Annotated in this window: 14 protein-coding genes and 2 pseudogenes; 11 read left to right on the top strand and 5 right to left on the bottom strand. The window is 68.4% G+C overall.

The genetic code is table 11. From position 1 onward, the window contains the following. Positions 1–158: 158 nt before the first annotated feature. Positions 159–1622: an MFS transporter gene (locus tag AB0M45_RS11880; RefSeq protein WP_364326323.1), complete on the bottom strand. Its 1464-nt coding sequence runs from the start codon at positions 1620–1622 to the stop codon at positions 159–161. Between the two features lie 85 nt (positions 1623–1707). Between AB0M45_RS11880 and AB0M45_RS11875 the strand changes: the two genes are divergently transcribed. Next, on the top strand, positions 1708–2127 hold the full coding sequence (locus AB0M45_RS11875) for a MarR family transcriptional regulator (protein ID WP_364326320.1): 420 nt from the start codon (positions 1708–1710) through the stop codon (positions 2125–2127). 10 nt (positions 2128–2137) lie between these two features. Here the strand turns inward: AB0M45_RS11875 and AB0M45_RS11870 are convergent, their stop codons facing one another. Together AB0M45_RS11870 and AB0M45_RS11865 are read right to left on the bottom strand one after the other, a co-directional pair. After that, positions 2138–3016, bottom strand: coding sequence for a helix-turn-helix transcriptional regulator (locus AB0M45_RS11870; RefSeq protein ID WP_364326317.1), 879 nt, complete (start codon positions 3014–3016; stop codon positions 2138–2140). A gap of 214 nt (positions 3017–3230) precedes the next feature. Beyond that, positions 3231–3809, bottom strand: a complete 579-nt coding sequence (locus AB0M45_RS11865) for a DUF4282 domain-containing protein (RefSeq protein ID WP_364326314.1) — start codon at positions 3807–3809, stop codon at positions 3231–3233. A 404-nt stretch (positions 3810–4213) separates the two neighbouring features. Between AB0M45_RS11865 and AB0M45_RS11860 the strand changes: the two genes are divergently transcribed. The 3 genes from AB0M45_RS11860 to AB0M45_RS11850 all read left to right on the top strand — a co-directional run bounded on the left by AB0M45_RS11860 (position 4214) and on the right by AB0M45_RS11850 (position 8431). Further along, the gene (locus AB0M45_RS11860; protein WP_364326311.1) at positions 4214–4732 is read left to right on the top strand and encodes a hypothetical protein; all 519 of its coding nucleotides are present in this window, start codon (positions 4214–4216) and stop codon (positions 4730–4732) included. 189 nt (positions 4733–4921) lie between these two features. Then, positions 4922–7108 carry a molybdopterin-dependent oxidoreductase gene (locus AB0M45_RS11855; RefSeq protein WP_364326308.1) on the top strand — a complete coding sequence of 729 codons (2187 nt, stop codon included), beginning with the start codon at positions 4922–4924 and terminating at the stop codon, positions 7106–7108. Positions 7109–7630: 522 nt separating this feature from the next. Beyond that, complete coding sequence (locus AB0M45_RS11850; protein ID WP_364326305.1) at positions 7631–8431, top strand: pyridoxamine 5'-phosphate oxidase family protein; 801 nt, start codon at positions 7631–7633, stop codon at positions 8429–8431. Here the strand turns inward: AB0M45_RS11850 and AB0M45_RS11845 are convergent. Continuing rightward, positions 8350–8799 (bottom strand): annotated as a pseudogene (locus tag AB0M45_RS11845) (GtrA family protein); the annotation flags it as partial. The gene AB0M45_RS11850 and the pseudogene AB0M45_RS11845 sit on opposite strands and share 82 nt — an antisense overlap. Before the next feature lie 117 nt (positions 8800–8916). Here AB0M45_RS11845 and AB0M45_RS11840 point away from each other — a divergent pair. The 5 genes from AB0M45_RS11840 to AB0M45_RS11820 all read left to right on the top strand — a co-directional run bounded on the left by AB0M45_RS11840 (position 8917) and on the right by AB0M45_RS11820 (position 18719). Further along, the gene (locus tag AB0M45_RS11840; protein ID WP_364326302.1) at positions 8917–10404 is read left to right on the top strand and encodes an FAD-binding oxidoreductase; all 1488 of its coding nucleotides are present in this window, start codon (positions 8917–8919) and stop codon (positions 10402–10404) included. After that, positions 10401–11162 (top strand): decaprenylphospho-beta-D-erythro-pentofuranosid-2-ulose 2-reductase, encoded by a 762-nt coding sequence (locus AB0M45_RS11835; RefSeq protein ID WP_364326300.1) that lies wholly within the window; start codon positions 10401–10403, stop codon positions 11160–11162. Before AB0M45_RS11840 ends, AB0M45_RS11835 begins: the two co-directional genes overlap by 4 nt. A 215-nt stretch (positions 11163–11377) precedes the next feature. Next, positions 11378–13342 carry a galactan 5-O-arabinofuranosyltransferase gene (locus AB0M45_RS11830; RefSeq protein ID WP_364326776.1) on the top strand — a complete coding sequence of 655 codons (1965 nt, stop codon included), beginning with the start codon at positions 11378–11380 and terminating at the stop codon, positions 13340–13342. A 141-nt stretch (positions 13343–13483) separates the two neighbouring features. Continuing rightward, positions 13484–15337 carry a glycosyl transferase gene (locus AB0M45_RS11825; protein ID WP_364326297.1) on the top strand — a complete coding sequence of 618 codons (1854 nt, stop codon included), beginning with the start codon at positions 13484–13486 and terminating at the stop codon, positions 15335–15337. A gap of 37 nt (positions 15338–15374) precedes the next feature. Beyond that, positions 15375–18719 carry an arabinosyltransferase domain-containing protein gene (locus AB0M45_RS11820; RefSeq protein WP_364326294.1) on the top strand — a complete coding sequence of 1115 codons (3345 nt, stop codon included), beginning with the start codon at positions 15375–15377 and terminating at the stop codon, positions 18717–18719. Positions 18720–18800: 81 nt separating this feature from the next. On the opposite strand, the pseudogene AB0M45_RS11815 reads toward AB0M45_RS11820, so the two are convergent. Beyond that, positions 18801–19130, bottom strand: a pseudogene (locus tag AB0M45_RS11815) (zinc-binding dehydrogenase); the annotation flags it as partial. A 26-nt stretch (positions 19131–19156) separates the two neighbouring features. Between AB0M45_RS11815 and AB0M45_RS11810 the strand changes: the two are divergent. After that, on the top strand, positions 19157–19576 hold the full coding sequence (locus tag AB0M45_RS11810; protein ID WP_364326291.1) for a helix-turn-helix domain-containing protein: 420 nt from the start codon (positions 19157–19159) through the stop codon (positions 19574–19576). 68 nt (positions 19577–19644) lie between these two features. Beyond that, on the top strand, positions 19645–19803 hold the full coding sequence (locus AB0M45_RS11805; protein WP_169333839.1) for a hypothetical protein: 159 nt from the start codon (positions 19645–19647) through the stop codon (positions 19801–19803). Positions 19804–19946 lie beyond the last annotated feature (143 nt).

Here is a 19946-nt window from a genome sequence, read left to right as displayed (position 1 = left end):
AGCCCGCGCCGGGCCGAGCGCAGGCCGAGGCAGCCGCATAAAAGACGCTGCCGGACGTAGTCCGTCCGAAGCCCGCGCCGGGCCGAGCGCAGGCGAGGCAGCCGCATACGCCGAAGCGCCGCCACCCGGTGCGATGACGGCGCTTCGGCGTCCGGCGGTCAGCCGACGAGTTCCAGTTCCTTCGTTCGCGCCGCCTGCTCCTGCCTGCGGAATCTCGGTGCGAAGGCCAGCAGGGCGACGAGCGCGCCGACAATGGACACGCCCGCGGCGAACTCCAGACCGGGGCGGTAGGTGTCGAGCATCCCGGCCGCCGAGATGTCGGCGTGCGCGCCGGAGGCGATGATCGCCGTGGTCACCGCGAGCACGATGGCCGCGCCGACCTGCATGGACGTCTGCAGCACACCGGCCGCCAGGCCTTGCTCGTCGTCATCGATGCCGGTGGTGGCCTGGATGTTGATGGCCGGGAAGCCGACCCAGCCGATGCCGATGAGCAGCACCGCGGGCAACAGCATCGTCAGGTAGGACGGCGTGGTGTCCAGCCGCAGGAACAGCAGGTAGCCGACGGCCATGACGACCAAGGTGATCGCGATCACCGGCCCGGTGCCGAACCGATCGACCAGCTTGTCCGAGAAGAACGCCGAAAGCACAACCAGCAGACCGACCGGCAGCAGTGCCATCGCCAGCTTCAGCGGCGACCAGCCCAAGGTGTCCTGCAGGTACAGGGTCACGATGAACTGCCAGCTGAAGTAGGAGCCCGCCACCGCGACGATCGCGAGACTGGCCCGCACCAGCGAGGCCTTGCGCAGGATGCCCAAGCGCACCAGCGGGTACCGCACTCGCTTCTCGGCCGCGATGAAGCCGCCGAACAGCACCGCGACCGCGACGAATGAGCCGACAGTGCGCGCCGACGCCCAGCCCGCTTCCGGCGCGGCAACCACGGTGTAGACCAGCAGCAGCATCGCCGTGGTCGACAGCAACGCGCCGAGCAGGTCGTGGCCGCCTTCTTCGGCGGGCTTGTCCTTCGGAACCAGCACGTAGGCGGCGGCCAGCGCGGCCAGCGCGATCGGCACCGGAAGCAAGAACGTCCAGCGCCAGCCCACACCGGTCATCAGGCCGCCGAACAGCAGGCCCATAGAATAGCCACCCGCGCCGAACACGGTGTAGATGGACAGCGCCTTGTTCCTGGCCGGTCCCTCGGCGAAGTTCGTGGTGATGATGGACAGGCCGGTCGGCGCGGTGAATGCGGCGGCCAGGCCCTTGACGAACCGGGTGAGGATCAGCAGCGGACCGGAGCTGACCAGGCCACCGGCCAGCGAGGCGATGGCGAAGACCGCGAGAGCGATCAGGAAGACCTTGCGCCGCCCGAGCAGGTCGGCGGTGCGTCCGCCGAGCAGCAGCAGACCGCCGTAACCGAGCACGTAACCGCTGACCAGCCACTGCAAGGTGGAGGTGGACAGATCGAGTTCCGCGCCGATGGACGGCAGCGCGACACCGATCATCGAAACGTCGAGACCGTCGAGGAACAGCACGATGCACAGCGTGATCAGCATGCCCCAAAGCCGGATGGACCATCTGGTCGGATCGGTCGCCGAGGCGGCCGAGAGCGTTGCTGGTGAAGTCATGCGGAGGACATTACATGCGCATGCATTAAATGCCAACACATCTAATGCAGTTGCATACGATGGCCTGGGCCACTAAGATAGGGCCATGTCGAAGCCGTCCACTGTGCACGCGGGCCGGCGCACCGGCGCGCTGGTCGAAGAGTGGCGTGCGCTACTCGATCGGCACGCGGCGGTGAGTTGTGCGCTGGAGAAAGCGCTCCAGGCCCGGCATCGCATCGGACTCAGCGAATTCGAGACGTTGGACCGGCTGGTCGACGCCAACTGCGGCGATTACCGCATGAGCGATCTGGCCGGCGACATCTACCTGAGCCAGAGCGCGCTGTCGCGCGCCGTGGCCCGGTTGGAGCGCGACGGCCTGGTACGGCGCACCATGTGCGCCGAAGACCGCCGCGTCGTGTTCGTCTGCCTGACCGACAAGGGTCGCGAAGTCCACGAGCAGGCGCGGCCCACCCATCGGGCCGTCCTGAACGAAACGTGGGAGTTGCCGGGCCCGCCGAAGTGCTGACCCCGCGGCGCTATCCGAGCGACGCGCGCACGTTCTCGATGCTCGCGCGCGCGTCGACCGTCACTTCCTCGATGCTCGCGAAAGCCGCGCGGAAGCGCGTGATCTCGTGCTCTTTGTCCAGGTAGATCGATCCGGTGAACGCCTCCACGTATACCACGGGGGGTTCGGGTAGCTCACCGGAACCAGCCTCGGGGAACTCCAGCAGCACGAACCGGCCCGAGCTCATGCCCTCGTGATACCCGCAATCCCTGGGTACCAGGCGAATTCGGACGTTCGGCAGATCACACATGCGGCGCAGGTGATCGAGCTGCTCGGCGGTCACCGCCGGGCCACCGATGCGCCGCCGCAGCACCGCCTCGTCGATCAGCACGTCCAAACGCAGCGACGCGTCGGCGCGGGTGACCAGCGCCTGCCTGGCCTGACGCAGCCGCACCCGGCGGTCGACAGCGTCGGCGGACAGTTCCGGATGCGACGCCGCGAGCACCGCGCGGGTGTACCCCTCGGTCTGCAGCAGGCCTGGCACGAGGTCGTTCTCGTAGGTGGACAGCCGGGCGGCCGCCTCCTCCAGCCCGATATAGACCTCGAAGCCCTCCGGGATGACGTCGCCGTAGGCGGTCCACCACCCCCTTGCTTTGGTGTCGCGCGCCAATGCCGTCAACGGTTCGAGCAGTTCGGGCGGCGCGCCGTAGATCTTGCACATCGCCTCGACGTCGAGACCGCGCAGCGAGGTCTGCCCGGTCTCGATCCGCCAGATCTTCGCCTCCGACCACTCCAGTTGCTGCGCGGCCACCCGCGTGGTCATCCCGGCCCGATTGCGCAGATCGCGTAGCTTGCGGCCGAGTTGCCGCCGCGGCATGGTCGAACCAGTGGTCCCCTGCGGTAGACCCATACTTCCCCCCTTTTAGCCGTACACCGACCGCGCTACGACCGATCACGTCCCGGTCGGCGGCGCGGCCCACCTTCTCGGACACTCGCGGTGGATGTTCGAGGGTGTCCGACCAGCATTGTTCACAGCGAAACTGACACCGGTCACTGTGCGTGTCTCAGCCAGGTCGGTGTCACTTCGGCGCCAAACGCCCTCCATGCAACGCGTTTCGCGCTGCCTACCTGCGCGGGGTGCGTTTGCGGAAACGCCAGAACTGCACCGCCCGAACGTCTTCGGAGAGTTGGTTGACCGGCTCCGCCACGTCGGCAAGAGCTTGGAACAGATTGTCGGCCAGCTCGCTGATGTGCTCCACCCTGGTCGCCAGACGCGAGGCGTTCACCAGGAATTCGAGCATCAGGCGCACGGCGGCCGCGATGGTCAGACCGAGCGGAACCCCGAGCAGCGCGGCGAGCACGCCGAACACCGCCGATACCCGCCACATCGAGATGATCAGCGCGATCGGCACGGCGAAAGCGAAGACCAGCCCGAGGATGTAGGCCAGCGGCAGCAGCGTGCGGGTGGCCGGGCGATGGAACTGTACGTCGAGCAGGGCGCGTGCGGCGGCCTCACTCCACTGCATGAACGCCCGCGGGCTGCCGAACGGCTCGGCGAGTTCCTCGTCGGACTCGTCGCGGGAGGACCGCTCGGCCGCCTTCCACGTGATCCACCGCGACTCGGCCTCGAACTCCTCCGCCTGCCCGCCGCCGGCGGGCACCCCAGTGTCGTTCGATTCATCGCCTCCCGGCCTGACGCTCATGCCTGCGCCTCGCCGACGCTCGGCTCCAGCACGAGCGAGTACTCGGCTGTGTCCACTGTTCGCTCGCTGCGCTCGGCTGTGTCCACTGTTCGCTCGCTGCGCTCGCTCATGCCGAGAATCCTCCTCGTTCGCGGCGGCGCGATCCAGCCCGGAAACGCGAAGGACCGGGAAGTTTTCGCGCATGCAACATCAATCACACAGTCCCCAGCAGTTTCACTGCTTCGACCCAGCGAGTGTTCAGGTCGGCGGCCGAAAGTGGCTGCGTAGCAACAACTGCGAGCCACGGCGGGACGCTCGGCGGCACACGGTCGGACCTCTCGGAAATGAGACCTAGGCGACACTCCGGAAATTTGTTCCGAAGATCGCGTAACGCTCCAAGCGGCCACCGGCGATACGACCCATGAATGCAGGACCCAGAGATCTACCGGGGAATGGAGAAGACAGTGCGCACCACGTTTCCGACTTCCGTCTCGGCGGCCGAGATGACCGCCGCTGCGCAGGACTACAACCAGCGCGGATGGACGGTCGCCGAAACGGCCAACGGTCTCAGCCTGATTACCGACGACGACTTGTCCGGCATCGAGGTCACCGGCGAACTGGTCGGCGAGGTCCGCCGCTTCCTGCGCGCCAACAACCTGTCCGGTCCGGTGATCGAGATCCCCGGCGCGGAGCGTCGCGAGATTCACCTGGTCACCGGTGTCCGCAAGGCCGCAATGGCGCTGCAGGCGCTGCGCGAGGCCGGTGCCACCGTGTACAGCGACGGCGCGGGCATCCCGCTGCCGCCCACCCAGCTCTCGGCCGGCTCGGCCCACTGGGGTATCGCGCCCGCCGAGGCTCGCTGGGTGCCGCCGGTCGTCGCGATCGCCGCCGCCGTCCGCGCCGCGCGCGCGTCGCGCCGCGCGAAGCTGACCATCGCCTGCTGAAGAACACGTCCGAGATCCAATTCACCTGCTGATCGCGGGCCGGGACCGCGCTGACCGGCCTGTTTGCGACCGGTATCCGTCTCGGCGCTCTGGTTCCCCAACCCAGAGCGCCGCCGGGTGCCGGTCGTTCGGCGTTGCGGATATCGAGCGTTCTCTTTTCAGTTCCACCGCCGGACGCCAAGATGGGGTATGGCCCCGATCACGCAATCGCGCACCCTGCTGCGGACCTGCCCGCTCTGCGAAGCGGTCTGCGGACTCGAACTCACCCTCGACGCCGACGACCATGTAACCGCGGTTCGCGGCGACCGGAACGATCCCTTCAGCAAGGGTTTCATCTGCCCGAAGGGGGCCAGCTTCGGCCATCTCGACGAGGACCAGGACCGGGTGACAGAACCGCTGATCCGCGACCGCGCCAGCGACACCTGGCGCACCGTGTCCTGGGACGAAGCCTTCGATTACATCGCCGAGCGATTTCCCGCCATCGTGGCCGAGCACGGAAACCAGTCAGCGGCGGCCTACTTGGGCAACCCCAATGCGCACACCGTCGCGGGCACGCTGTACGTACCGATGCTGCTGCGCGCGTTGAGCACCAGGAACATCTACTCCGCGAGCACGGCCGATCAGATGCCCAAACAGGTGGCCAGTGGGCTGATGTTCGGCGACCCGCTGACCGTGCCGGTACCCGACCTGGACCGCACCGACTATCTGCTGATGCTCGGGGCGAACCCGCTGGAATCCAATGGCTCGCTGTGCACCGCACCGAACTTCCCCGGCAGGCTGAAGACGTTGCGGGGCAGGGGCGGCCGCTTCGTCGTGGTCGATCCCCGGGTGACACGCACCGCGAAACTGGCCGACGAGCACCTGTTCATCCGTCCGGGCAGTGACGCGTACCTGCTGTTCGGCATCGTGCACACGCTGTTCGCCGAGCAGCTGACCAAGGTCCGCCTCGAGGTCACCGGACTGGACGAATTGCGCGCGGCCGCGGCGGTATTCGACCCGGAGGCGGTGGCGGTCCGCACGGGGGTGCCCGCGTCGACGATCGTGCGCCTCGCCCGCGAGCTCGCCGCGGCGCCGACCGCGGCGGTCTATGCCCGGATCGGCACCTGCACCGCCGAGTTCGGCACGATCACACAGTGGCTGGTCGACGCGGTCAACACGCTGACCGGCAACCTCGATTCTCCCGGCGGCGCCATGTTCGCCACGGCGGCCGCGGGCGGCATCCCCCGCACCAGGCCGTTTCGCACCGGGCGCTGGACCAGCCGGGTTCGCGAGCTGCCCGAGGCCATGGGCGAATTGCCCGTCGCGACGCTCGCCGACGAGATCACCACGCCGGGCGAGGGACGGATCCGCGCGCTGGTGACGGTCGCAGGGAACCCGGTGCTGTCCGCGCCGAGCGGCGCCCGCTTGGACGCCGCGTTCGCCCAGCTGGACTTCATGGTGAGCGTGGATCGGTACGTGAACGAAACAACCAGGCACGCAGACGTGATCCTGCCGCCGCCACGGCCGACGCAATCGCCGCACTACGATTTCGCCTTGCTGCAGTTCGCGGTTCGCAACTACACCCGTTATTCGCGTCCGCTGGTGCCCTTGGGCGACCGGCCTTCGGAGCCCGCCGTCCTGGCCCGCCTGGCCGCGGCGCTGACCGGACGGCCACACGACGGATCCGACGGCGTCGACCCGCTCACCGCCGTGGACGAACTGGTTATCGCGGGTCTGCTGCACAAAGCCGGGCTCGCGGACCGGCGTGGCGAGCTGATCGGCGAGAACAGCACCGAGCAGCGCATCGACCTGATGCTGCGCCTTGGCCCGTACGGGGAATGGAACGGCGGCACGCTCAACCTGCGAGTATTGCTGGACAACCCGCACGGCATCGACCTCGGCGCCCTGCGGCCGCGGCTGCCAGGCGTATTGCGGACGGCTACCAAGCAGGTCGATCTGGCGCCGCAGCCGCTGCTCGACGACGTGGCGCGGATGCGCGAGCGGCTCGGCGACGCGGCACCGGAGATCGTGCTGATCGGGCGACGCCAGCTGCGGTCCAACAACAGCTGGATGCACAACATCGCGCCGCTGGTCAGCGGATCGAATCGCTGCACGCTGCATATCAATCCCGCCGATGTGGAGCGGCTCGGACTCGGCGACCAGGCCGTGGTGAAGTCCGCCGCCGGGACGCTGACGGTTCCGCTGGAGCCGACCGACGCCATCATGCCCGGGGTGGTGAGTCTGCCGCATGGTTGGGGCCACGTCGACAGCGCGCAAACTGTCGCCCGTGCACACGCCGGGGTCAACGCCAATGTGCTCACCGATGATTCGGTAGTCGACGTGCCGTCTGGCAACGCCGTCTTCAACGGGGTCCCGGTCACCTTGAGCTGTGTTTGATTGCAGCGCCTGCGGCGCCGCGAACGGAGCATGCTCGGTCTCGCTCCGCTCCAAAAACGGAGCAGGGCCGATGCGTTGCGTGCCGCGGTATCCGCGGTTCTGGGTTGCACCGGCCGCGGGCGCGCTCCGCTGGCTGGCCGCCGCTCGCGAACGTCATAGCGGACGCAACGGACACACGGATATGAGCCCGGGCCGCTGGGCAATGCTCGACCTCGCTGCGCGCGAAAACGGGTGCGGCGACGACGGTGCGACTGTGGAGCCTCGATCATGAGGCCCTGGATCTTCCGGAGATCCCAGATCTTCGCGGCCTCCGGCCAATTGAGCACGCCCGGACAATCCCGGCCGGTCGGATTGTAGCTAATTTTCGGAAACCCTTGCGCCACGGGTCGATTCAGTGCATTCTCAACGTTGATTTCGAAGTTTTGCCGTGCGGTTCTCATCTAAAATGAACGGGATTTCGGTGCGCCGCGGTTCAACGTCGAGCCTCGTGGATCCTGATTCCGACGACCCAGAGGGGCGGAGATGCGAGGTACACAGATCGGCAGCGTCGGCGAGCGCGAACTGCAGGAAAGGTACGGCACACAGGACCGAGCCCAGCGGTTCTACGACGATCAGGTGCTGGACCGGCTCAATGCCGCGATGATCGAATTCATCGGCCGCATGGATATGGCCTTCATCGCCACCGCGGACAAACGGGGCGAATGCGACGCTAGTTTCCGTGCCGGGCTTCCCGGTTTTCTGCACGTCATCGACGAACGCACGATCGCCTACCCGGAATACCGTGGCAACGGCGTGATGGCCAGTCTCGGCAACATCCTGGAGAACCCGCACGTCGGCATTCTGCTGATCGATTTCGTGCAGGATCTCATCGGACTGCACATCAACGGTTCGGCACGCATCGTCGCCGACCCCGCGCTGCGCGGCGCCGTGACCGACTTACCCCCCAACCACCATGGCCGCGTCGCGCAGCACTGGGTAGTGATCGACATCGAAGAGGCATACATCCACTGCCGCAAGCACATCCCGCACCTGGTCCCCGCCACACGGGAGCAACGCGAATGGGGCACCGACAACATGCGCGCCAAGGGCGGGGACTACTTCGGCGCCAAAGCGCAGAACCGTGACGCCGGCCCTGTTCCGGCTCACCCGCTGACCGCTTCGGCCCCCGTTCCGCGCCCGCTGGACGTTCCGCGCCCGCTGGACGTCCCGCGCCCGCTGGACGCGTCCGATCGATCGGTCCCGATCTTGAAGATGACCAGGCGCTGGACGACGAAGTTGATGACCGTCGCGGTGCCCTGGGCCACGACGAAGGCCAGCGGCTGACGCCACCACACCTCGTCCAAGGCGTGGTAGAGCACGGCGTTGATACCGACCTGCACCGCGAAGGTGACCGCATAGAGCGCGACCACCGCGAGGAAGCGGAGGCGGCTGGGCGGGGCCTGGAAGGTCCAGCGCCGATTGATCAGGTAGGCGGTCGTGGTGCCCGCCACGAAGCCGATCGACTTGGCGACGCTGACCGGTAGGCCGACCAGGTTGAGCAGCAGGCTGTAGAGCCCGTAGTCGACGACGGCCGAGAACCCGCCGGTGAGGGTGAACCGGATGATCTGCGTCTTGAGGTCGACATCGGTGCCGCCCGGCTCGTCGACCAGCGGCAACTCGGCCGGGAGCGGCAGGTGGGGTTCGGCTTGCACGCCGACGAGCGTAGCGCCGAGGAGCCCGCTGGATGGATTCGGTTCTAAACGACGTGTTCGTCACTACCCGTGGGTACCGCGACCCCGACCGGATCCGGCGTCATACCTGTAGCCTCTATGCCGATGTCCACGAAAGCTCCGACCGCCACCACGACAACCGGGAACGACAAAGGCGCCGGCGTCACGAACGACGGCCCGGCCGCGGGGAACGCGTTCACTCTTCCGACGCGCACCCGCACGTTGACCGGGTGGGGTCGCACCGCACCCACCTCTTCCGAAGTGCTCTCGACCAGCGATCCCGAACTGATCGCCAAGGCAGTCGCCATGGTCGCCGAGGACAACGACGGCAAGCCCGCCCATCTACGGCGCGGTGTGATCGCCCGCGGCCTCGGCCGCTCCTACGGCGACCACGCGCAGAACGCAGGCGGACTGGTCGTCGATATGACCGCCCTGAACAACATCCACCGGATCGACCGCGATACGCGGATCGTGGACGTGGACGGTGGCGTCAGCCTGGACCAGCTCATGAAGGCCGCGCTGCCGTTCGGGCTCTGGGTTCCGGTGCTGCCCGGCACCCGCCAGGTGACCATCGGCGGGGCGATCGCCTCCGATATCCACGGCAAGAACCACCACAGCGAGGGCAGCTTCGGCAACCACGTGCGCTCGATCGATCTGCTCACCGCCGACGGGCAGGTGCAGCACATCACACCGAAGCGCAACGCCAAACTGTTCTGGGCCACCGTCGGCGGCAACGGGCTCACCGGCATCATCCTGCGCGCGACCATCGAGATGGCGCCGACGGAAACCGCCTACTTCCTCAACGACGGCGTGAAGACCACGACGCTCGACGAGACCATCGCCGCGCACAGCGACGGCAGCGAGGCGAACTACACCTACTCGAGCGCCTGGTTCGACGTGATCAGCCCGCTGCCCAAGCTGGGCCGGGCCACCATCACCCGCGGCAGGCTGGCGAAGCTGGACGAGTTGCCGAAGCGGCTGCGCAGCAAGCCGCTGAAGTTCGACGCGCCGCAGCTGATGACCGTCCCGGACATCTTCCCGAACTGGACGATGAACAAGCTCACGCTGATGTCCATCGGCGAGGCGTACTACCGGATGGGCGGCAACTACACCGGCAAGGTGCAGAATCTGACGCAGTTCTACCACCCGCTGGACATGATCGCGGAGTGGAACCGTGGCTACGGCTCGAACGGCTTCCTGCAGTACCAGTTCGTGGTGCCGACCGAGGCGGTCGAGGAGTTCAAGCGGATCATCATCGATATCCAGGCGTCCGGGCACTACTCGGCGCTGAACGTGTTCAAGCTGTTCGGGCCGGGCAACCAGGCCCCGCTGAGCTTCCCGATGCCGGGCTGGAACATCTGCGTCGACTTCCCGATCAAGCGGGGCCTGAACGAGCTGGTCAGCGAGCTGGACCGCCGGGTGCTCGAGTTCGGTGGGCGGCTGTACACCGCGAAGGACTCGCGGACCACCGCGGAGACGTTCCACCAGATGTACCCGCGGATCGACGAGTGGATCAAGGTCCGCCGCAGCGTCGATCCCACAGGCGTTTTCATGTCCGATATGGCAAGAAGGCTGGAGCTGCAGTGATCAATGCCGTTGGCAACCCGCAGTCGATTCTGCTGCTGGGTGGCACCTCGGAGATCGGCTTGGCAATCTGCGCGCAGTACCTGAGGAAAGGCACCGCGCGCATCATCCTCGCGACGCTGCCCGGCGATCCGCTGCGCGAGGACGCGGTCGCCCAGATGAAGGCCGCGGGCGCCAGCCAGGTCGATGTCATCGATTTCGACGCGCTGGACACCGACAGTCACCCGAAGGTGATCGACGCCGCGTGGGACGCGGGCGACGTGGACGTCGCCATCGTGGCCTTCGCCCTCGACGGCGATCCCGAACAACTGTGGCAGAACCAGCGCAAGGCCGTGCAGGTCGCGCAGATCAACTACACCGCGGCGGTGTCCGTCGGCGTGCTGGTCGGCGAGAAGATGAAGGCGCAGGGCTTCGGGCGGATCATCGCCATGTCCTCGGTCGCCGGTGAACGGGTACGGCGCTCGAACTTCGTCTACGGGTCGACCAAGGCCGGCCTGGACGGCTTCTACCTCGGGCTCGGCGAGGCGCTGCGCCCGCACGGCCCGCGCGTGCTGGTGATCCGGCCCGGCATGGTGCGGACCAAGTTCTCCGCGCACGTCAAAGAGGCCCCGTTCACCGTCGACAAGGAAGACGTCGCGGTGCTGGCGGTTTCGGCCTCGCAGAAGGGCAAGGAACTGGTCTGGGCGCCGGGCGCCTTCCGCTACGTGATGATGATCCTGCGGCACGTCCCGCGCGCGATCTTCCGCAGACTGCCCATCTGATCCGGCGATCGGGCTAGGACCCAATGCCCGCGTGATCCGCGATCACGCGGGCACCTATCGTCTGACGGAGTCGACCCCAGTGCATCCGGAGGCGCCATGCGAGTAATCGAGTGCGACGAACGCGGAGCGGTCCGTTGAGCACGGTCACCGCGACAGGCGAGGCGCCATCGCAGCCCGCCGATCCCGCCCCGGCGCCGGGACGGGCAGCGCTGCTGGTGCGACAGATCGCCTCCGGTGCGGGGGAGGCCACGCTCGCGGCGGTCGTGGCCGCCGTGGTCGCCGCCGTCGGGCTCGTCGCGTTTTCCATGGTGCAGTGGCCCGCCTTCAACTCCTCGAACGTCACGCGAGCGCTGACCACGGTCGGGCAGGTCGTCGCGGCGGTCATGCTCGCGGTCGCGATCGCGCTGCTGCGGCTGCGCACATGGCCCTGGGTCGCAAAACTGCTTTCCTGGGTGGGGCTCTCGACGTTCGTCACGGTCACGCTCGGCATGCCGCTGGCGGCGACCAAGCTGTATCTGTTCGGCGTCTCGGTGGATCAGGAGTTCCGCACCGAGTTCCTCACCCGGCTCACCGACTCCGCCGCGCTGCGCGACATGACGTACGCGGATCTGCCGTCGTTCTACCCGGCGGGCTGGTTCTGGATCGGCGGGCGGGTGGCGAACCTGCTCGGGATGGACGGCTGGGAGGTATTCAAGCCGTACGCGATCGGCTTCCTCGCGGTGGCCGCGGTCGTCGCGCTGGTGCTGTGGTCGCAGCTGATCCGCGCGGATTGGGCCGTGGGCGTCGCGGCGGCGAGCACCGCGGTCACGGTGGCGTACGCCGCGCCGGAGGCCTACAGCGCCGTCATCGTGCTGCTGCTTCCGCCCGCGCTCGTGCTCGCCTGGGGCGCGCTCTACCGGCCGCTGGAGGACGTCCGGTCGGGCACGACGCCCGCGGATGCCGGGCAGCGGACCGCTGGTGGCTGGGGCGCGGTCATCGGCACCGGGCTGCTTCTCGGCTGGGCGGCCACCTTCTACACCCTCTACTTCCTTGTGGCCGCTTTCGCGGTCGGCCTGATGGGCCTGCTGGCGGTCGTGCTGGCGGTGCGTGAGCAGCGCGCCGTCAACCAGCCGCGCCGCACCCGCGGCGCGACGGGCGCCGGTCGTGCCTGGCGCGCGGGAGTGCCGCCGCTGCTGCGTCTGGTGGTGATAGGGGCGATCGCCGGAGTGATCGCACTCATCGTGTGGGCGCCGTACCTCGCGAAGGCACTGCGCAGCGCGACCGCGAGTTCCGGCACCGCGTTGCACTACCTGCCGGAAGCGGGTTCGGAGCTGCCGCTGCCGATGTTCGAATTCTCCCTGCTCGGTGCACTGTGCCTGGTCGGCACCGTGTGGCTGGTACTGCGCGCCGCGTCGTCGCGGCGGGCGCAGGCGTTGGGAATCGGGGTGGCCGCGATCTATCTGTGGGCGCTGCTGTCCATGGCGGCCACGGCGGCGGGCACCACGCTGCTGTCGTTCCGGCTGGAGCCGGTCTTGCTGGTGCTGCTCGCGGGCGCGGGCGCGTTCGGGTTCGTGGAGGGCGCTCGGGCGATCTACCAGGCGTTGAACGAGCCCGCCCGGTTCCGGCTCGTGGTGATCGTCGTCGCGACGGTCGGTGCGCTGGCGTTCACCCAGGACATTCCGCACATCCTGGCAGCGGAGATCACCACCGCCTACACCGACACCGATGGCGACGGACGGCGTGCCGACGAGCGGGCTCCGTCGGCCGTTTCGTTCTACCGTGACGTGGACGCGGCCCTCACCACACAGACCGGACGCCCGCGCTCGGACACCGTGGTGCTCACGGCCGACACCAGTTTCCTGTCCTTCTATCCCTACTTCGCCTTCCAGGCGCTCACATCGCACTACGCCAACCCGCTCGCCGATTTCGCGGGCCGCGCGGCGACGATCGAGCACTGGAGCAAGCTGAAGACGCCGCAGGAGCTGCACGACGCACTGGCGACGAGCCCGTGGCGCGCGCCGGACGCCTTCGTATTCCGGCGCAGCGGCGACGCTTACACGCTGCGGCTTGCGAAGGACGTCTACCCGAACGACCCGAACGTGGCGCGCTACACGGTGAGCTTCCCCAAAGAGCTGTTCGCCGACCCGCGCTTCACCACAACCGATATCGGCCCGTTCACGCTCGTCACCGTCCGCCGCTGACCGGTTCCACACCGCGAGCCGATCCGACGCGCGGAGGTTGAACCCGCCGCGCAGTGGATAACCCCTCCGTTTGTGAGTCCACGCGCGGCGTGGTCCGTTACAGAGGGCAGCTGCTTCAGCGTCGGCGAGGAGAATGCGCAGGTGAAACAGGCACAAGACGTCGAACCCGCCGAATGGGTGGACTCGGCGGTCGCGGTCGTCACAGCAGAAAAGGTGCTCACCAGACCCGCGCGCCCGCGGCTGCTGCCTCGCATGCGGTTCGGCGGCGCCGATCTGCTCGTCGGCGTGGGCTATCTGGCGCTCGCGGCCACCGTGCTGTCGGGTCAGTGGCGCAACACCGACAGCGGGTACCTGATCAAAAGCGGTCAGGACCAGACGATGTGGGAATGGTTCTTCGCGGTCACCGCGCACGCGGTAGCCAACTTGCAGAACCCGCTCGGCACCGACCTGCAGAACTTCCCGGCCGGAGTGAACATGATGGCCAACACCGCCATGTTCGGTGTCGGCGTGCCGCTCACACCGGTCACCCTGCTCTTCGGGCCGACCGTCACGTTCGTGCTCGTGCTCACCGCCGGCCTGGCCGGGACGGCGTTCGCCTGGTATCGGCTGTTCTGCCGTGAACTCGTCGACGCGCGGGTCGCGGCGGTGATCGGCGGACTCTTCTGCGGCTTCGCCCCCGGGATGATCTCGCACGCGAACGCGCACCCGAATTTCGTGGTCCTGCTGCTGCTTCCGGTCATCGCGGGACGGGTGATCCGGATGGCGCGGCAGGCGGGCGGAATCGGACCGGATCGGCCGCGCGGACGGATTCGTGACGCGGTGGCGCTGGGACTGCTGGTCGCGCTGCAGATCGCGCTCGGCGAAGAACCGCTGCTGATCTTCGCCCTCGCCTTCGGATTGTTCGCCGTTGTCTACTACCTGCACACACCGCGCGCGGCGCTGCGCGTGGTGCGCGCGATCGCGCCCACTCTCGCGCTGGCCGCGGTGATCACGCTCGCGCTCACCGAGATCCCGCTCTGGTGGCAGTTCTTCGGCCCGCAGAGCTACCGCTCGATCGACCACGGTCCGATGGGCAACGACCTCGAGGCGCTGGTGCAGTTCCCGTCCGAATCACTGGGCGGCGTCTTCGCTCCCGGCGAGAACGTGGCGATCAATCCCACCGAGCAGAACGCGTACTTCGGGTGGCCGCTGCTGCTCTTGGTCGTCATCACGGTGGGGCTGCTGTGGCGTGACCGGGTAGTGCGGGCGGCGAGCGTGGTGATCGCGGCCTTCGGCGTGCTGTCGCTGGGCGGGGTCGTCACCATCGGCAAACAGCCCACCGGCATTGATCTGCCGTGGCGATGGGCCGAACAGGTGCCGCTGCTGAACACGGTGCTGGAGAGCAGGCTGAGCATGGCCGCGATCCCGGCGATCGCGGCGGTGCTCGCGCTGGCCACCGAGCGAGCGGTGACGACCTGGCGGCAGTCCGAGGCGGACTGGCAGCCGCTGGCCTGGTTCGCCGCGGTCACCTGCGCGCTGCTGCCGCTGACTCCGACCATCCTCCCGGTGATCGATCGGGCGCCGACACCGGACTTCTTCGCCGACGGCACGGTCCGGCGCTACGTCTGGGGCGGCTCGGTGGTCATGGTGCCGCCCCCGCGACCCCCGGACGCGCGGGCGCTGCGCTGGCAGGCCGACGCCGAGTTCACCTTCCCGCTGGCCGGCGGCTACTTCGTCGGCCCGACCGGCACCACCAAGACAGGGATCTACGGCCCGGAGGCCCGCCCGACCACCGCGCTGCTGGTGCAGGCGCAGGACACCGGGGCAGTGCCGCGGATCGACGCGGACACCCGCGCCCGCGCGCTGACCGACCTGCGGTTCTGGCAGGCCGACGTCCTGGTGCTGCCGCCGACCAAGAACGGCGACGTGCTCCGCGAAACGGTCACCCAACTGTTCGGATTCGCACCGACCCGGGTCGAGGACGTCTGGCTGTGGGACGTTCACATGCTGCGGTAGTCCGGGTCACACCGGACGGTAGCTAGCATCAAGCACCGTGCGACCGGACCGAGCTTCTCGAACGTTCACCCGTAGCCGACTGATCGCCCTCGTCTCGGGGCTCCTCGGCTTCCTTCTGGCCTTGCTGACCCCGCTGCTGCCCGTGCGGCAGGATCGGGCGAGCCTGGACTGGCCCCAGTCCGGCAGTACGAGCGTCACGGCGCCGTTGGTGTCCTACGAGCCCCTGCGGTTCGACGCGACGCTGCCCTGCTCACTCACCGGATCGGTCACCGCGGGCACCGTGCTGTCCACCGTTCCGGCGGCGTCCGGCCAGGCGGCGACCAAGGGCTTGGTCGTCTCGGTGGCCGACGGCGTGCTCTCGGTGGTGCTGCGGGACGTCCCGCTGCTGTCTGCGCCGCTGTCCGAGATCGGGTCGTGCACGGCGCTCACCGTCGCGTCCACCGCTGCCGCCACGACCGCGGAACTCACCGGAGTGTCCAGGCAGGACGGCACGCCATTCCGGTCCACGGTCGGCCGGGACATCCGGCCGCAACTGGTGGGCGTGTTCACCGATCTGGACGCCGGTCGCCTCGACGGCGCGCGGGTGCACGCGGACATCGACTCGCGATTCTCCTCGACGCCGTCGCCGCTGAAGCTGGCCGCGATGATCGCCGCCGCGGTGTTCACGCTGATCGCACTGGTCGCGCTGCATCTGCTGGACACCAGCGACGGCCGCAGGCCGCGGCGGTTCCTGCCTGCGTACTGGTGGCGGGTCACGCCCGCGGACGGTGTGGTGCTGGGCACGCTGGCGCTGTGGCACGTCATCGGGGCCAACACCTCTGACGACGGTTACATCCTGAACATGGCGCGCGCGTCCGATCACGCGGGCTACATGGCGAACTATTACCGGTGGTTCGCGGTGCCCGAAGCTCCGTTCGGCTGGTCCTACGAGGTGCTGGCGTGGATGGCCGGGATCTCCGACGCCAGCCTGTGGATGCGCCTGCCCACCTTGGCGGCCGGAATCATCTGCTGGCTGGTGATCAGCCGGGAAGTGCTGCCGCGTCTCGGCGCGCGGGTGCGGCGCAACAAGGTGGCGCTGTGGACGGCGGGCTTGGTGTTTCTCGCGTTCTGGTTGCCCTACGACAACGGTCTGCGTCCCGAGCCGCTGATCGCGGCGGGCGCGCTGCTCACGTGGTGCTCGATCGAACGCGCCATCGCGACCGGGCGATTGCTGCCCGCCGCGGTGGCCGTCCTGATCGCCGCGTTCTCGCTCGCGGCCGGCCCGACCGGCCTGATCTGCATCGCTGCGCTGATCGCCGGCTCCCGTCCGGTGCTGCTGATCCTGATCAGGCGTGCGCGCGGGGCCGTCCCGACCCGGACCGGACCGGACGCGGATGCGGCCGCCGCTGGTTCCGCGGACGCCGCGGCCTCGGTGAACGCCCCCGCGGAGGTGCGAAACCCCTCCCGGGCGGGCATGGTGTTCCGATTGGCGGCGCTGCTCGCGCCCGGCCTGGCCGCGGGCACGCTGGTGCTGGTGGTGATCTTCGCCGACCAGACGCTGGCGACGGTGCTGGAAGCGACCAGGGTGCGCACGATCGTCGGCCCGAACGTGGCGTGGTTCGACGAGCGCACCCGCTGGGACTCGCTGCTGATGCTGTCGCCGGACGGTTCGCTGGCGCGGCGCTTCGGCGTGCTGGTGATGCTGCTGTGCCTGCTGGTGTGCGTACTGCAGGTGCTGCGCAAGGGACGGATTCCGGGCACCTCGCGCGGCCCGTCGGTACGCATTCTCGGCATCGTCTTCGCGTCGCTGTTCCTGATGATGTTCACCCCCACCAAGTGGACGCATCACTTCGGCGTGTACGCCGGACTGGCCGGGTCGCTGGCCGCGCTCGCGGCGGTCGCAGTGGGCACCACCGGCATTCGCTCGCCGCGCAACCGCTCGCTGTTCGCCGCCGCGGTACTGTTCCTGCTCGCGGTGACCTTCACCGGGTCGAACGGGTGGTGGTACGTGTCCAGCTACGGCGTTCCGTGGTGGGACAAGGCGCCGCTGATCGCGGGTAAGGGGCTTTCCACGCTGTTCCTGGGGCTCAGCGGCGTCGCGTTGCTGGTAGCGATCTGGCAGCACTATCGCGAGCCGTATCGGCGGGAGAGCACCGCGGCGCCACGGCGTTTCGACCGGTGGGCCTCGGCCCCGTTGACCATCGCCGCCGCCCTGCTCGTGATCTTCGAGGTCGCCTCGCTGGCCAAGGCCGCGGCGGGCCAGTATCCCGCGTACTCGATCACCAAGTCGAATGTGGAAACACTGCAAGGCGATTCGTGCGCGCTGGCCAACGAGGTCTTGGTGGAAACCGACACCGCGGACTCGCTGTTGCAGCCCTACACCGGCGCATCCGCGGACGGGTTGGCAGCGCAGAACAACGGTTTCACGCCGAACGGGGTCGCCCGCGACCTCACCGCCGACGCCGAGGAGACGGTCAGCGGCGGCGCGAACTCGGTGGAGAAGGACTCCGAGAACAAGACCACCAAGACCACCGGCGCGGGTACGGGCGGCGGCACCACCGAGCAGGCGGGCGTCAACGGCAGCACCGTCGCGCTGCCGTTCGGCCTCGACCCGGCCAAGACCCCCGTGCTCGGCAGCTACCAGGAGGGCGACCAGCAGCAGGCGAAGCTGACCACACAGTGGTACCGGCTCGACCTGACCGACAGCATGCGCCACGACCCCGCCTACCAGGTGCTCGCGATCACCGCGGCGGGACGCATTCGGTCGATCGACGCCGATGGTGTGCTCACCTACGGTCAAGAACTGCATCTGGAATACGGCGTTCGCGACCAGAACGGAGACGTCCGCACACTCGGCTCCATCGATCCGCTCGACATCGGACCCGCGCCGTCTTGGCGCAATGTGCGCGTGCCGCTGGACCAACTGCCCATCGAGGTGAACGCGGTGCGACTGGTCGCGGTCGACAACGACATCACGCCCAAGCAGTGGCTGGCCGTCACCCCACCCCGGCTGCCCAAACTGGCCACGCTGAATTCGGTCGTCGGATCACAGGACCCGGTGCTGCTCGACTGGCACGTCGGCCTGGCCTTCCCATGCCAGCGGCCGTTCGACCACAAGGACGGCGTCGCCGAGATCCCGAACTGGCGAATCCTGCCCGACCGCGTCGGCTCCGACGCCTCCAACGCCTGGCAGGACGACATCGGCGGCGGTCCCCTCGGCTGGACCGGCCTGCTGCTGAAGTCGCAAACCATCCCCAGCTACCTCTACCGCGACTGGGCACGCGACTGGGGCTCCCTCGAAAAATTCACCCCCCACGCCCCCAACGCCCACCCCGCCACCATCGACATCACCCTCCAAACCCGCAACGGCCTCTCCACCGACGACCCGATCCGAATCCGCTGACGCTGGTCCACGAGTGGCACATGGTGGAGAGGTCCTCTCGGACTTCTCCGCAGCCATGTGCCACTCGTCGGATCGGTCTGGTTAGGGGACCAGTACCAGGCGGCCGCGTATGCCGCCGGCTGCCAGGCGTTTGTGGGCGGTGTCGACGGAGGTCAGTGGGAAGGTTTCGGCTACGCGCAGGGTGAGCCGGCCGGCGTCGGCCTGCGCGACGAGGTCATCGAGTTGCCCGCGGTCGGCGCGCACGAGGACCGTCCGGACATCGATGCCGCGCAAGGGGGCAGGCGTGGCCGGGATGAGTATTGAAACGAAACGGCCGCCGCCGCGGACCGCCGCGAGTGCCGTGGGGCCGAGTGTGGCCGCGTCCAGCGCAGCGTCGACGCCACCGGGGATCAGGGCGCGCACGGCATCGGGAAGCGACGCGTCATAGAGGTACTTCGATGGCGACCATGACTGCGGCGCAGCGCCGCGACCTGGCCAAACAGCACTACGATGCGTACGTCGCCGAGTGCCCTACCCGGCAGTTGCTGGACCGGATCAGCGACAAATGGGTCAGCCTGGTGCTGGCCGCGCTCGCCGACGGCCCGCGGCGCTACGCCGAATTGAACCGGGTCATCGCGGGCGTGAGCCCGAAGATGCTCACCCAGACGCTGCGCGCCCTGGAACGCGACGGCTTGGTGGAGCGGCGGGTCACCGCCGAGGTTCCGGTCCGCGTCGACTACGAACTCACCCCGCTCGGGCACAGCCTGCAGCCGGTCATGAGCGCCGTCAAAGCCTGGGCGGAGACCCGGATGGATGACGTGCTCGCCGCGCGGGCGCGCTACGACAGCAGCGTGGAAAAAACCGGTTGTACGGTCTGAAAAATATGCTCCCACCTGTGGCGATGCATCGCAGCACGAATCACGCCCCTGGCCTTAATCTGAGATCCATGACAACGGCATTCGATGATATGGATCTGCGCGATCTTGTCGGACTGCTCAGCGAAGAGGAACAACGGGAGCTGCGGCCTGCGGTGCTGCGTGTGCTCAACCGCCTCCCCTCGCAAGAGGTGCTCCGGCGCGAGCTCGGTCTTCGTCTGAAGGTCTGAGCCCCCGGTATCGCACCGGAAACAAACGGCAGGGCCGCCGCGCAGAATTTCTGCGCGGCGGCCCGGTGGGTGGGATGGCCCGCGCTGGGGCAGAACAAACGCCGCGGGCCCGGCGTCCACAGGCCCGACCAGGTCGCCCGCCC

The organism is Nocardia sp. NPDC051787 (assembly GCF_040681325.1).
Taxonomy (GTDB): Bacteria; Actinomycetota; Actinomycetes; order Mycobacteriales; family Mycobacteriaceae; genus Nocardia.
This window is presented reverse-complemented; position numbering and strand designations above follow the sequence as displayed.

Coding starts and splice junctions, on each gene's coding strand:
- AB0M45_RS11880 (WP_364326323.1), bottom strand. CDS start 1,622: ATGACTTCACCAGCAACGCTCTCGGCCGCCTCGGCGACCGATCCGACC.
- AB0M45_RS11875 (WP_364326320.1), top strand. CDS start 1,708: ATGTCGAAGCCGTCCACTGTGCACGCGGGCCGGCGCACCGGCGCGCTG.
- AB0M45_RS11870 (WP_364326317.1), bottom strand. CDS start 3,016: ATGGGTCTACCGCAGGGGACCACTGGTTCGACCATGCCGCGGCGGCAA.
- AB0M45_RS11865 (WP_364326314.1), bottom strand. CDS start 3,809: ATGAGCGTCAGGCCGGGAGGCGATGAATCGAACGACACTGGGGTGCCC.
- AB0M45_RS11860 (WP_364326311.1), top strand. CDS start 4,214: ATGCAGGACCCAGAGATCTACCGGGGAATGGAGAAGACAGTGCGCACC.
- AB0M45_RS11855 (WP_364326308.1), top strand. CDS start 4,922: ATGGCCCCGATCACGCAATCGCGCACCCTGCTGCGGACCTGCCCGCTC.
- AB0M45_RS11850 (WP_364326305.1), top strand. CDS start 7,631: ATGCGAGGTACACAGATCGGCAGCGTCGGCGAGCGCGAACTGCAGGAA.
- AB0M45_RS11840 (WP_364326302.1), top strand. CDS start 8,917: ATGCCGATGTCCACGAAAGCTCCGACCGCCACCACGACAACCGGGAAC.
- AB0M45_RS11810 (WP_364326291.1), top strand. CDS start 19,157: ATGGCGACCATGACTGCGGCGCAGCGCCGCGACCTGGCCAAACAGCAC.
- AB0M45_RS11805 (WP_169333839.1), top strand. CDS start 19,645: ATGACAACGGCATTCGATGATATGGATCTGCGCGATCTTGTCGGACTG.